A 14928-nucleotide genomic window follows, 5' to 3' on the forward strand; every position below is an offset into this window, starting at 1 on the left:
ATTAGGCTAAAAACGCTTGCTTCATCGCCTTGACTGCTTGTTCAAGCCCCATAAAAACGGCATCACTGATCAGTGCATGACCGATATTGAGCTCATGAATACCATCAATCTGTGCGATGGCAGCGACATTTTGGCGTGTCAAACCATGTCCTGCATTGACCAAAATGTCCGATTTTGACTTGGCATGAGCGACTGCTGCCTTGATACGACCAAGCTCATCGGCGACTTTGGCGGTATCGTCATCCAGTGTGGCGTGCGCATAAGTGCCTGTATGTAGCTCGATGGCATCGGCGCCAAGCGCAATGGCAGTATCAATCTGATGGATATCAGGGTCGATAAATAGCGACACTTGGATACCAGCGGTCTGTAGCTGACCAATAAACTCACCCAAATTTGGCAGATTGGCGATATCTAAGCCGCCTTCGGTCGTCAGCTCTTGGCGTTTTTCGGGTACGAGGCACACCCAAGCAGGACGCACATCTAGGGCAATCGACAGCATCTCATCAGTGACCGCCATCTCAAGGTTCATACGAGTGGTCAGACGCTTTGCCATCTCATAGACATCAGCATCACGGATATGGCGACGGTCTTCACGCAGATGCAAGGTGATACCTTCAGCGCCCGCCTGCTCACAAATTAGCGCCCCTTCGATTGGACATGGATAACCAACGCCACGAGCATTGCGAAGCGTCGCGATATGATCGATATTGACACCTAATAAGGGCGTATTCATGGGCTTTTTCCTTATGTTATTGGTTCATATAACGGATGCTTTGTTGCCACAGGGTGCGACTGTTGAGTGGCTTATAGTCCAGTAGTGCATCCATCAGCTCTTTTTGTAATTGGCTTAATTGTGGCATCCACTCAAGCTGTGCATCGGCATCGCCCTGCGCTCGCCCCATCATCAGTAGCTCATCACCACGATAGCGCAGTCGGCTTAATTTTACCGTCTGACCATAGCGATCTGCCACGCCTGCCACATCAGGGACAAAGCCTGTCAAAGGCACAAAGCGATACACAGTATCAGTATCAATCGGCTCGCCATGTCCATCAATCTGATAATCCATCGCCACGCCAAGCTCATCAAACAACGCCTGCTCAAACTGCCGTAGATACAGACGCATCGCCTGCATTTCATCGCTATCGCCAAGCTTTAGGCGGTCGAGTGCGTGCAGTTTGGTCGTTTTGGTGTGATAGACTTGCCACAATGTATGACAAGGATTTTCGGCGGCGAGCAGTTTATACAGCACTTCATTCATATATAGTAGTGCATATTGCACCCGCCCTTTGATTTGATGATAATTCACCGCATCAACTGAAGTGATAGTATCATCAGTATCAACGCCATCACACATAGCCTGAAAATCTGGATGAAAGCCCAGACTGATTTGGCTAAAGCTTTTTAGGGCATTGACGCCATTTGCCATCAACCAAATCGGCGCAAACAGTGGCATTCCCCGAGCGCCCACGCCATGCACCACGCCATGCTCATAGCTGAAAAACTGATAAATCGCCCGTTTTTCTTGATAAGCTCGACTGTGCAAAAGATAGCCATTGAGCGCTGTGGCACGCATGATAATCTTCCAAAAGCTTAAGTCAAATCAATAACCTAAGCTATTTAATGCACGCTCATCATCTGACCAACCACGCTTGACTTTCACCCACAAGGTCAGCATGATTTTGCGGTCAAATAGCACTTCCATATCTTTACGAGCATCGATGCCGACTTGCTTGATACGAGCACCTTTATCACCGATGATGATGGATTTTTGACCTGCCCGCTCCACAAAAATGGTCGCATCAATAAAAGTCACCGCACGACGCCATTTGCCTGTCTCAGGGTCTTGGTGCGCAGGCTCATCTTTAAAGGTATCAATCTGCACGGTCAAATCATAAGGCACTTCATCGCCTGATGTACGCATGATTTTTTCACGGATAATCTCCGATGCCAAAAAACGCTCCGAGCGGTCAGTGATTTGCTCCGCATCAAAGATCGCAGGGCGAACAGGCAAGTAGTCACCAATCACCCGTACCAAACGCTCAAGGTTGTGGCGACGCAGTGCCGAGACTGGCACAATGTCCGCAAAGTCAAAGCTTTCATTAAAGCTTTCGATGTGTGGCAACAGCTGTGATTTATCTTTAATGGTGTCGGCTTTATTAATCACCAGCACCACAGGCAGATTGGTCGCTGATAATTTTTCGAGCGTCAATAAATCATCTTCACGCCACTGCAAACCATCCACCACAAACAGCACCAAATCCACATCCGATAAGGCAGAAATCGCCGCCTTATTCATGCGCTCATTAATCGCACGCACTTCTTTACTATGAATACCCGGGGTATCGACAAAGACAATCTGCATCTCATCATTGGTCAAGATGCCATGAATACGGTGGCGTGTGGTTTGTGGTTTACGAGAAGTGATAGAGAGTTTTTGACCCAATAAATGGTTCATCAAGGTCGATTTGCCGACATTTGGACGACCAACAATCGCCACAAAACCAGCCTTAAAAGCGTCATTGGTCGGGGTTGATTGGCTGTCAAAAAACGCCGCAATGGTGTCTTCGTTGGTCAGGTTTGTGTTGTCAGTCATGGTTTACCTTTTGGTTTGCGTCCTTGTTGGACAATTGGATAATTAGATAGTGATAGAGAGTTTGTGTAGCTGATTAATCATCAATTCAGCGCATTTTTGTTCGGCGATGCGTCGTGATGCGCCCGTTTCGGTAATGGCGATTGCACCTGCGACCGCCACAGAACAACGCACAACAAAGGTCTGATTGGGGGCGTTGCCATGTGTCTCAATCAGCTCATAAGTGGGTAGTGCCAAGCGATTGCCTTGCAATAGCTCTTGCAAGCGGGATTTGGCATCTTTGAGCACTTGCTCTTGGCCGACTTCATCCAGCAAATCGCCATACCAAGACAGTACCAATTCATTGACCAATTGACTATCGCCACTATCAAGATAAACCGCCGCAATCAAGGCTTCAACTGCATCCGCCAAAATCGATGCACGATGGCGACCGCCGCCTTTACGCTCACCCACACCAAGGATTAGATGGCGTGACAGCTCAAGCTTTTCGGCAATTTGCACCAGCGTTTCTTGGCGTACCAAAGTCGCTCGCATTCGGGTCAGCTTGCCTTCATCATGATGTGGATAACGCAAAAATAACCCACGAGCAATCACCACACCAAGCAATGCATCTCCCAAAAACTCCAATCGCTCATAGCTGTTTTTTGGGTCATAAGAACGGTGCGTCAAGGCACGGCGTGGCAATGATGAATCACAAAACTGATAGCCAAGCTTTTGGCAAAGCACGGCTAAGCCCTGCTCAAAATCGCTAAAATGCGGCTGTGCTTGCAGGGCGTGCGGCTTGGCTGTTTTTTTGGTCTTGGTGGATGAATCGCTCAAGTGATACCTGCTTTAATCAATACTGCCATTACGACCAAAGCTTGGCAGATTCAGCCCTGGCTCTTTATGCATCCATATATAAGTTGCCTTGCCTGACAGATTGGCTTCTGGGACAAAACCCCAAAAACGACCATCTTCGCTACGGTCACGGTTATCACCCATCACAAAATATTGACCTTCTGGAACGGTGATTGACCATTTGGTGCCTGAAGATGTCGCAGTTTCTGATGAATTTTCTAGCAAAAATGGTGCAGCTTGTGCAGCATGAACATCGCCCACATAGCGGGCTTTATAAGTATGCTCACCCAAGGTTTCGCTTTGGTAGCGAGCGTATTTTTCTTCTTCACGACCCAAAGTCGCTCGCTCTGCACTGCTTAGCGGTGTGCCATTAATTGCCTGCGGTAGCATCTGGTCGGTTAGACGCTGTGGCATTTGATACTCGGTCGCACTGGTCGTTACAGGCTTACCATTGATACTGATGACATCATTATCAAAGCTGACTGTATCGCCCGGCAGACCAATCACACGCTTGATAAAATAAATTTTCTCATTCACAGGATAGCGAAACACCGCCACATCGCCACGCTCAGGCGCGCCCGTGTCTAGGATTTTGGTATGGGTAATCGGTAAACGCAGTCCATAGGCGGTCTTATTGACCACAATAAAATCACCCGTATAAAGCGTTGGCACCATCGATGATGATGGAATATTAAACGGCTCAATAAGAAACGAGCGGACAATGACAATCACCGCAAGCACCGGCAAAAATTCATACGCCCAGCGTACTAGGACATTTTGGCTTGGTGGGTTACCCTGCAAGCTTGCGACTGTGGCTAGGTTTTGTTGATGGGCTTGATAAGCCTTACGCACCGTGTCAGGTGTCGCTTCATCAGGACGAAAATGACTGATTGGCGTACTGATACTGGCAGCTGCCAACGCTTGCTCAAGCGCCGACCGACTGGCTGACAATGCATCTTGTGCTTGCTTGGTCTGCTGTGTATGCGTCTTGATGGCACGATGCTGTTTTAGGGCAAATTTATCCACAAGCCAAATCAGCAAAAACACCAAAGTCACTGGCACAAGAATCAAATTAATATCAAAATCCACCAAACTCTCCTACAGTTGTGATATACGGCGTGATTGCCGTTGGCATAGTATAACAACTGCTTGTATCATTTATAAGTCAATCGGTATAAAATATGTACAAAATATTCAATCAAGCCACTCGCCAAGTCTTAGCTATCGACTTTAAGCACCGCTAAGAACGCTTCTTGTGGGATTTCGACACTACCCACTTGCTTCATGCGTTTTTTACCGGCTTTTTGTTTTTCAAGTAGTTTTTTCTTACGGCTGACATCACCGCCATAACATTTGGCAAGGACATCTTTACGCATTGCTTTGACTGTGCTACGAGCGATGATTTGGCTACCGATGGCAGCTTGGATGGCGACATCGAACATTTGGCGTGGAATCAGCTCTTTCATCTTCTCAACAAGCTGACCACCACGACGGCGTGCGTGCTCTTGGTGGCAAATCATCGCCAGCGCATCGACTTTTTCGCCATTAATCAAGACATCGACACGCACCAGTTTATCGGTTTCATAGCGTTCAAAATTATAATCCAATGACGCAAAGCCACGGCTTGCAGATTTTAATTTATCAAAGAAATCCATCACCACTTCGCCCATTGGGATATCAAACACCACCTGCACTTGGCGAGCCATGAATTTCATATCCACCTGCACACCACGACGCTCGATGGCCAAAGTGATGACATTACCCAGATACTCTTGGGGTACTAGGATGTGACAGCGGGCAATCGGCTCACGGAACTCTGCAATCACGCCGACATCAGGCAGTTTTGATGGGTTATCGACATAGACGATGTCGCCGTTTTTCTTGACGACTTCATAAATCACCGATGGCGCAGTGGTAATCAAATCTAGGTCATATTCTCGCTCAAGGCGCTCTTGGATAATCTCCATGTGTAGCATCCCAAGAAAGCCGCAGCGAAAACCAAAGCCTAATGCTTCTGATGTATCTGGCTCAAAAAACAGCGCCGCATCGTTGATTTGTAGCTTTTGTAGGGCTTCGCGGAATTTTTCAAAATCGCTTGAATCCACAGGGAACATCCCTGCATACACCTGCGGGGTCACCTTTTGAAAGCCTGGGATGTTATCAACATCAGGGGTCTTGGCATGCGTGATGGTATCACCCACTGGCGCACCTTGAATGTCCTTGATACCCGCAATCACAAAGCCGACTTCACCGGCGTGTAGCACATCGGTTTCAAGCGATTTTGGGGTAAAGACACCGATGGATGTCACCAGATGGCTCTCGCCCGTTGATTTGATAAAAATCTTATCGCCCTTTGCCACCGAGCCTTGACGCACACGCACCAACGACACCACGCCAAGATAATTATCAAACCAAGAATCAATAATCAACGCTTGTAGTGGTGCTTCACGGTCGCCCACAGGTGCAGGAATACGCTCAACCAAGACTTGTAATAACTCATCGACGCCAAGACCTGATTTGGCAGAGACTCGTGGCGCGTCAGATGCTTCAATACCGATGATGTCTTCGATTTCTTCGATGACACGTTCAGGTTCAACTTGTGGCAAATCGATTTTATTCAACACAGGCAAGACTTCTAGACCCTGCTCCACCGCCGTATAGCAGTTGGCAACTGACTGCGCTTCTACACCTTGGGCAGCATCAACCACCAACAGCGCCCCTTCACACGCCGCCAAAGAGCGAGACACTTCGTAGCTAAAGTCCACATGACCCGGGGTATCAATGAAGTTAAGCTGATAACGCTCACCATTTGGGTGATCATAATACAAAGTCACCGACTGCGCCTTGATGGTGATACCACGCTCACGCTCAATATCCATTGAGTCTAGCACTTGCGCCTGCATTTCACGGTCGGATAAGCCGCCGCACACTTGGATAAAGCGGTCAGCAAGCGTGGATTTGCCGTGGTCAATGTGGGCAATGATAGAAAAGTTACGAATTTTAGTAATATCAGTCGGCTTTTTGGCAGTCATAGAACACTCGTGGTGCGTTGGAATAAATACAATTCAAGTTAAACCAAATATTGTACCCCAATTGCCTTGTTTTCGCCATCTTTTATCATCGCTTGTTAAAATAATTTTGCATAAAAAATCGCCCATGACAGGCGATAATTGGCAATCAACACAAAATGACAGTGCGATGGTCAGCCAAGTGATTGATACTTGGATTTTTTTGGCGGTACGCCCACTTCTTGGGCATGAATATAAGGCAGTGCCCACGGCGAAGTGCCATAAAATGAGCCATTGAGCTGGGTTTGCTCAATCAGATATTCACGAAACTTCAGATAAAATTCATAATCAGGGGCAACTGGATTGACCCAAAACTCATCCAAGCTTTGCTGGTCGGTCAGCCCTTTGATATCATAGAGCGCACGACCCATGATTTTGGTGGGTTTTTTGTGATAAATTGACTGCAGCCCTGTCGTGCTATTGACCGTAATCATGCCAATGCTATGACGAATCAGACTTGGCAAGTGCATATCACAGCCATAATGTGCCCGTCCTGCAATCCCGAGTTCATCCGCCCACTTAGCAATCAAGCCTTTATAATCTCGATGCCCACGGTCAAGCGGATGATGCTTGAACAAAATCTGCGTGCCTTGTGGGGCAAAGTTGGCAAATGACACCATCACTTCACGAATAAAATCGGTGACATCCGCATAATCGCTATGGTGGGTGATTTGCGAATCATTGTGCACTTGTAAGCTGACCAAATAAAACTGACCGCTTGCCTTGCGCATTAGGCGTTTTTGTAGGGCTTTATCCGGATAATAACGCACCGCTTTACGAATGGGGGCAATCAGCCACGCCATCATCTCTTGCCAAATGGATAGTCCCCGATAATGCTCATAATGCGGATACCGCCATTGACCCAGAAAAACGATGGCATAATAAACAATACTCGCCACACACAGCCGCCAAAAGCGGTTGGCGGTGTATTTTGGCGCATCATTGGCTTCATCAAAATTCTCAATCATTGCAGGATTGAGCCGTGAATAGCCATTGATTCCATGCTCTTCTAGCGTGATATAGTCAGGGCGCAGATAACCTTCTTCGAACACAAAAAACGACACGCCACGCTCGGCGCAGACCGTTTTGGCAATCGTGTGATAGGGTCGGCAGTCATTAAAACAGACCACTGCATCGATGTCATGCTCACGGATGATTTGGCCAATAAAGCCATCAAATTCATCAAGTCTGCCATGATAATTGCTCATCTTGTCTTTATGACAATAAAAAAACGCATCGCCGGCATTGAAATTAATCTTATGTACCGTACGCCCGCCATCCATCAAAAATGTGGCAAAACGACAAAAAAACGTCCCCATCTTGCCCTGCAAGAGCAAAATGCGACGATGGTCAAGCAGTCGTTTCATGGATGCAGACATAGGTATTCAACTTGATCAAGATGGCAAAATGGCTGTCTTTGATTAATTATCATACAAATCAAAGTGCTATTTTAGCACAAGTTGCACTTTTTTCTTTTATCAAATCGTAAACTTACGCAGGCGCATAAAATTGGTTTTGGCAGCTTGGATCAGCTGTTGTTTGAAGGACGGTTTGGCGGTTTGATGCGTTTGGCTATACAGATAGTCAATCACCTGTTCGACGCTGGCTAGCCCATAACCATGTGGCAAGCGGTACACAGGATAATCAATGAGCGCACCATGAATAAGCACCTCTATGCCAAGTGGCGTGTGGCGTGTACGCCGTGCGATGGCCGCTTGCTTGGGCAGGTTATCCGTCTCAACAACATCAGTCGTCAAGCCAAATCCAGCATAAAACGGCATCCCATAGCACACCACCGCCACGCCTCGCAGTAGCGCCTCAAAGCCTGTCTGCGAGCTGATGGTATGCACCACATCGCATACAGCCAAGCACTGTGGCATGGCGGTATCTCGTGCAATGATATCAGCAAGCTTGAGCGTGGTTTCATCGATCTTGCCAAGTCTTAAGCCCGCCTCGATATCAGGATGTGGCTTATAAATGATGATGTCATCAGGATAATCGGCTCGTACTCGCTTAAGCAGATCAGCATTGGTTTTGATCACGCTTGTGCAGTTTTGCACCGAGGCATCATCTTCGACCTGCCCAACGACCAGGCGCACTTTGGCAGATGGCTTTTGGGTACGGTATTGCGCAAGTTGATTGCTTAGCGTATCATTAATGCCACCCACATTATATTTGCTGACTTGACGCTCAAGCAAGGTTTGATGTAGTTTTTTGGCACGCTGTCGCTGTGCATCATTGAGCGTGATGCTTTGCAAAATCTGTTCAAGTCGTGATGGCGCGGTCGCATCATAATACACGCCCACCTCATCCATCACCACCGACAATGGCTCAAGCAAGGTTGCCCCAAGCCCATTAGAGCGGATAAAGCCATCTTCCATACAGATGATGGTGGGATTGCTTTGCTGTTGATAAGTATGGATTTTTTTGGCAAGGCTACGCTTAGCTGCCAAGCCCCAGACCAAATACCGCTGATGTGGTTTATTTGCCAAAGGCGTCAAAGCAAGCTTATCATCTCGCTTAGCACGGCAAGCATTGAGCTTATCGCTGAACAATAGGCGCATTTTGGTCTTCGCCTTAAACGCCAACTTCACTTCAGGAAATCCTGCATAGCCTTTGACAAAGCCCACTTTCCATCGGCTAAAATCATAGGCAAGCATATCGCCCGCCAAGCGAGCCTGCCAATCCCGATTGCGAATCAGATACTCAATCACCGTCTCAATCTGGCACGCCTTGCCCGTAGCAGGGTCGGCATAATGACTATAATCAATATAACTGGCAAAAAACAACTGCTCAAGGCTGACATCCACCGCAACCAATGCCGACCTGCGTGCTTGCACCGCCTGATACAGCGTCGCCATCTGCCCATCAGCAAGCACGCCATCATCATGCGTCAATCCATAGCCACTATACCAACTGACCCCAAAGCTATGCACCGACTTGCCCATCATCAGTGCTTCAAAGCCCAGATGTGAGCTGACGGTATAGACAGCTGTCGCATGACTCAAAAGCGCAATGGGATTGATGGCATCTTTAATGATATGAATATTGGCAAGTAGCTCTTGGCTAATACCTTCGGTTAATAGATAATTGATTGCATCTTGATTGAGATGTCCTTGCTCATCCACCAAAAAACCCACTTTGGCAGCAGGATGTGCTTTGATATAAACACACGAATGTATTTGGATGGCTGATGACAGCATCCGATAAAAGGCAAAACGATCAGCGCCTGCACCCTGAATGGACGCATCGCCTGCCACCTGATCAATGACAAGCGTGATATGCTCGGGCAATGTATGTGTGCAGGGTGTGCTAGGATTATATTTGGATAATTGATGGTGAATAATTTGATCAATTAATGACTTGGCACGAGATGCATCATGATCCATCCAAGCCATCCTGCGATGTGCAATCAGATGCTCTAGCCGTGATGGTGTGGTGACATCAAAATAAATCCCCAAATCATCAAGCACAAAGCTTGCCCCAAAACGGCTATTCACCCCACTATCTAGCGAGCGTAAAAAACCGTCTTCGGCTGTCCATAGCGGTAGATTGGCTTGTTTGGCATACCGGCGAGCTTTATTGGCGGATGCTTTTTGCCCCCATGCCAACACCGCAGTATTTGCCCCAAATGTATCTTTGCTGCCCAACCAACGCTTAAATGATTGCTTATTCAATGAGCGTACAGGCACACCCAAAGCCACCGCCAACAATTGATTATTATTGACAATACCATGCCCTGTGGTGATAAATTCACCGATTTGTGCCTGCTTAGTCATCATATTACAGCTTAGATTGCGGCCAACTCAATTACAACGCCGCAATCACACCAGCCGCCACAGCAATCTGATAAAAGATCTGCGAAATGCCACGAGCAATCTCAACACGGCGAGTCTTCACCTTTGGCAAGACCATAATCTCATCACCCTGCTGAACACGATAAGCGGTATTCACCACGATGGTTTCGCCATTTTGGTGCATAACTAGGATGTTATCAGGGTCGGCATTATTATCCATACCGCCAGATTTGGCAATATAATCAGCCACTGTCAGAGTCGGATCATAAGTCAGCGCCCCTTGTGCACGCACTTGACCATTGACTGTGATGACCGAAGTCTGCTCTGGGATATGGATGATATCACCTTGTTGCAAGATGATATCCTGCCATGAATTTGGCACAACCACAATACGACCTGTCGGCTTGACACTACGAGCCTTAGCAATAAACTGTTCAACCAACTTAGCATCTTCGGCACGCAGCTGTGCTTCTTCACGAGTGACCGACTGCGTTGCTAGGGTCATTTCTTCTAGACGATCTAGCGCATCATTGATTGACTGCTTTTGCTGCTCTGCGACAGATTTACGATAAATCGATAAATTTTGGACATTGGCAAGGCTAGATGGTTCAAGCTGTGCAATGACATCTTTTAGGCGTGCACCATGTGGTAAAATCACAGCACCATTGCCCTTATGCGCACCCGTTACTTGCACGGCGATTGTTCCTGCATAGCGATCGGACGTCACGACCAATGTATCACCATTATTGACAGGCACGCTTGATGCTTCAGACAATGAATAATATTCGGCAGTCTGCGCACGCCCTGCAGCACGAGTGATGCTGATATTGGTCGCATCCGCCAATGGATTGGCGATGGATAAGACATCCGCGACGCTTAGATTTGGCACATTATATTCAAAGGCGTATTCGTTTTGCACACGACCAGTGACGCTAAAGGTTTTCTTTTGTGCACCTACAGTAATCACATCACCATCACGAAACGCAAATGGCTGTAAGCGACCTGCGATCAAAAAGTCATACAGATTCACCTGCTGAACCACTTGACCATTACGGCGAATTTGAATGTCAATATAGCTACCACGCTCAGGATCGACACCACCAGCACGATCAAGGTAGCTTAGCACCGAATCCGCTGCCAAGCCACCATAATAGCCCGGTTGATTGACAAAACCTGTCACAAATACCTTCACAGGCTGTGCTTGCTCAAGTGACGCATACACGCCAACATTTGAGCGATAAATACGGCTGATGGCATTTTGGACAACTGATTGTAATTGTCCATTTTGGATACCTGCAATACGCACAGGCCCCACATTTGGCAAGAAAATATTACCTTGTGGATCAACAGTCATTGTCGCGGCGTACTGATAAGCGCCCCACATACGCACTTGTACATTATCGCCTGTATTGATGACATAGCCATCATTGAATGTCGAGCCTGATGTCGTCGAAAAAGCCCCACGAAACAGCTGTTCGCCAAAGATTTTGGGTTTGGCATTGGCAGCATCAGCAATTTCTTGATATGCTCGTGAATTATTAATAATGGTATTACTGCTATTGCCTAAGCTTGCCGCCGCCACCGCTTCAGCTGCGGTTGCTTCTGATGGCACTTGCCCAGCGGTAATCGTACCTGCCAAGCGACCTGTATTGTTTGATATTGTGGTATTGGCAAATACTTGACCTGCTGATAAAGTCACCACCAACGATGCCAAAAGTGTCTTTTTAAACATATACTTTCCTATTTACCATGGTCACGGATAATTGCCAAAATCAAAACGACAAATCCATACAAAATTAATAACAATGCCAAAGATGTACCAATCACATAGGCTGTGCGTGGATATTTGGCTTCTTCTGCCTTGTGCGGTGATGAAATCACAATCAGATTTTTCATCTTGCGGATGGCTTCGATACGTGAATTTTCAAGCGAAGTTAGTGCCAATTTATACAACTCATTGGCAAAATCCACATCGGCTTTGATGGCTTCAAATTCTGCCGTTTTGGCGTTGAGCTTGGCATCTTTTGGCGACGTCAGCTTAGCCTGCTCTTCTTTAATCTGCTTTTCAATCGATGTAATCTGACTACGCAAACTCACCACTTGTGGCGCTTCAGGGTTTAGATAACTTAAAAGCTGACGCTCTTCGGTACGCAGACTACTTAGCTGACCTTGCAAGGTGGCAATCACCGAATTAACCATCTCAACATTGGCTTTTGGGTCGATGATTTCATTGTTATTTTGGTAATCAAGCAATTTTTGTTTGGCAAGGTTCAGACGGTTTTCGGCATCACTCACTTGCGTGGTAACAAATGCCAATTGCTCAGCTGCCACTTGTTTTGAGATATCATTGACGAATTTTTCAGACTCGCTCAAGATAGCTTGGTTAAGCTGCAAGGCAAATTCAGGCGTAAAGCCCTGGGTTGACAAGGTTAGAATCGAGCTGGTCTCATCCAAGCTAATCGAAACTCGTTTTTTAAAATATTTATTCAGCTCTTCTTGGGTGGCATCTTCTGCAATTTCATTCACAAAATCTCGACCATCAAGGCGGAAATTTTTGCGAAAATCAAAACGCTCATCAAGCTTAGCAATCATATCATTAGACATGATATACTCAGTCAAATACACCGCATCATCACGATTGGTCGTATTGACGCCAAGCAATGCCGAAATGCCTGTTGACGAACCGCCTTGATCGCTAATTTGCTTGATGACGACGTTTGACTCACTCACATATCGCGGTGCGGCATACAATTGCATATAAGCAATAATGGCAATCCAAGGCAGGAGCACCAGCACAACGAACAACAGCAGATTGATAAGTTTATTTCTTCGCTTGATGGACATGTTCGTTATAAACCTCGATTGCTTCTTTTACATTATGGAAAACGTGTGCTTTTTGATCCATCAGCACAATTCCCAAATCACAATTACGTTCGATATCGCCCAAGTTGTGCGACACCACCAAAAACCCCGCCTGTTCACGGCGAGCTTGTAGAACCTGCTCACTACGCTTGCGAAATGCCGCATCACCGACCGCACTCACTTCATCAAGCATATAATAATCAAAATCAAATGCCAAAGACAAACCAAAAGTCAATCGGGCACGCATCCCTGATGAGTAGCTTTTTACCGGCATATCAAAGTATTTACCAATATCAGCAAACTCTTCAACAAAACGGATTTTTTCTTCAATATAATCGCCACTAGAATACAGACGGCAGACAAAGCGAACGTTTTGACGCCCCGTCAAACTGCCTTGAAAGCCACCAGCAACACCTACTGGCCATGAGATGGTTGAATTGGTAATTACTTCGCCATTATCCGGCTCATCAAGACCGCAGATAATGCGTAGCAGTGTTGATTTACCCGCACCGTTGCGACCAAGCAAGCCCACGCTTTGCTTATCTTCGATGACAAAATCCAAGTCCTTGAATAAATAATGTCGCCCATGTGGTGTCATAAAAGACTTGGTGATATTTTTTACATGAATCATAACAATCACTTACTGCGAATCAAATCACGCTCACACGCCTTATAAAGCACCAAACCCACAAACATAACCGTCACCATACATGCCAAGAAATAACCCATACTGACATGATAAATTGGATAACTTGGCGCTAAAGCATGACGAATCATCTCAAGATTGTGAATTAGCGGATTGTACATCAAATAGCCAAGAAATGGTTCGGGAATCATATGTACCGAATAAATCACACCAGAGGCAAAATACAGCATGGTGAATAAAATACTAATAATTTTACTAATCTCGCCGCCATAATGACCAACAATCATTAATATCAGCGCCAAACCTAAGCCGAACAAGAACATACCCGCCCAACAAAGTAGCACAATGTGCAAATTCGCAAGATCAAACCCTATTCCAAAAAAGGTTAGCCCAACCAATAATAAAATAAAGGTGAAAAAGTAAATGACTAGCTCAAGAAAAGATCGGGCGATAATAACATCTATATGTTTAACCGCTCGATACATCAGCAATCCCTTATTTGCTTCAACCGCACCAAGTGCACGGGTTGCGATCCTTTGCATCATAAAAAAAGGAATCATGCCAGACACCAAGAATAATGGATATTCCATGCCCGGCAAAACACGTTTCATGACCGCACCAAAAAGAATCAGCATGAACAACACTTGCGCCAAAACCTCAAGCGGTGCCCACAAATAGCCCAAACGATAGCTACCAAAACGAGTTTGTAGCTCTCGCATTAATAAAGCATGAAATGCAGCTAGCATTACTTTGATGCCACTGCGTCGCTTAACGGGTCTGTACGGCGGTAATTGAATGGACATAAATTTCAGTCAGAAAAATTTGGTTTATTGTATCACAGACAGCACACAATCCCAACCTCCCCCAACAAAACCCCAACAAAAACCCCCTCACATCTCTGCAAGGGGGCTTCAAATAAGGTGCTGACGATGACCTACTCTCACATGGGCGAACCACACTACCATCGGCGCTAAGACGTTTCACTTCTGAGTTCGGGAAGGGATCAGGTGGTTCCATCTTGCTATTGTCGTCAGCGTAAAAGGATTAACAACGCTGTTATGAGTCTGTTGTTTTATTTTAGTATCACTTTTGCTTTTTACATTTTGTCTATTGCATTGTGATTTCAA

Annotated in this window: 12 protein-coding genes and 1 rRNA gene; all 13 read right to left on the minus strand. The window is 46.4% G+C overall.

Going from position 1 to position 14928, the window contains the following annotated elements:
• Position 1 precedes the first annotated feature (1 nt).
• A complete protein-coding gene (locus B0680_RS05770) occupies positions 2–733 on the minus strand; it encodes a pyridoxine 5'-phosphate synthase (RefSeq protein ID WP_078254141.1) in 732 nt (243 codons plus the stop codon).
• Between the two features lie 16 nt (positions 734–749).
• Entirely contained in the window at positions 750–1574 is an 825-nt protein-coding gene (gene recO, locus B0680_RS05775; RefSeq protein WP_078254142.1) for a DNA repair protein RecO, read from the minus strand.
• Positions 1575–1601: 27 nt separating this feature from the next.
• Complete coding sequence (era, locus tag B0680_RS05780) at positions 1602–2594, minus strand: GTPase Era (RefSeq protein WP_078254143.1); 993 nt, start codon at positions 2592–2594, stop codon at positions 1602–1604.
• Between the two features lie 42 nt (positions 2595–2636).
• Entirely contained in the window at positions 2637–3410 is a 774-nt protein-coding gene (gene rnc, locus B0680_RS05785; protein ID WP_078254144.1) for a ribonuclease III, read from the minus strand.
• 12 nt (positions 3411–3422) lie between these two features.
• Complete coding sequence (lepB, locus tag B0680_RS05790) at positions 3423–4517, minus strand: signal peptidase I (protein WP_078254145.1); 1095 nt, start codon at positions 4515–4517, stop codon at positions 3423–3425.
• 128 nt (positions 4518–4645) lie between these two features.
• Positions 4646–6460, minus strand: coding sequence for a translation elongation factor 4 (gene lepA, locus B0680_RS05795; RefSeq protein WP_078254146.1), 1815 nt, complete (start codon positions 6458–6460; stop codon positions 4646–4648).
• 170 nt (positions 6461–6630) lie between these two features.
• Complete coding sequence (locus B0680_RS05800; protein WP_078254147.1) at positions 6631–7875, minus strand: capsule biosynthesis protein; 1245 nt, start codon at positions 7873–7875, stop codon at positions 6631–6633.
• Positions 7876–7974: 99 nt separating this feature from the next.
• Positions 7975–10275, minus strand: a complete 2301-nt coding sequence (locus B0680_RS05805; RefSeq protein ID WP_078254165.1) for a capsular polysaccharide biosynthesis protein — start codon at positions 10273–10275, stop codon at positions 7975–7977.
• Between the two features lie 31 nt (positions 10276–10306).
• Positions 10307–12025 carry a polysaccharide biosynthesis/export family protein gene (locus tag B0680_RS05810; RefSeq protein ID WP_078254148.1) on the minus strand — a complete coding sequence of 573 codons (1719 nt, stop codon included), beginning with the start codon at positions 12023–12025 and terminating at the stop codon, positions 10307–10309.
• 8 nt (positions 12026–12033) lie between these two features.
• Positions 12034–13137: a capsule biosynthesis protein gene (locus B0680_RS05815; RefSeq protein WP_078254149.1), complete on the minus strand. Its 1104-nt coding sequence runs from the start codon at positions 13135–13137 to the stop codon at positions 12034–12036.
• Entirely contained in the window at positions 13115–13786 is a 672-nt protein-coding gene (locus B0680_RS05820) for an ABC transporter ATP-binding protein (protein ID WP_078254150.1), read from the minus strand. The genes B0680_RS05815 and B0680_RS05820 overlap by 23 nt, the downstream gene beginning before the upstream one ends.
• 5 nt (positions 13787–13791) lie before the next feature.
• The gene (locus tag B0680_RS05825) at positions 13792–14604 is read right to left on the minus strand and encodes an ABC transporter permease (RefSeq protein WP_078254151.1); all 813 of its coding nucleotides are present in this window, start codon (positions 14602–14604) and stop codon (positions 13792–13794) included.
• A gap of 118 nt (positions 14605–14722) precedes the next feature.
• Positions 14723–14836, minus strand: a 5S ribosomal RNA gene (gene rrf, locus B0680_RS05830).
• Positions 14837–14928 lie beyond the last annotated feature (92 nt).

Origin of the sequence: Moraxella pluranimalium (assembly GCF_002014825.1) — a bacterium.
In the GTDB taxonomy this organism is placed as follows: Bacteria; Pseudomonadota; Gammaproteobacteria; order Pseudomonadales; family Moraxellaceae; genus Moraxella; species Moraxella pluranimalium.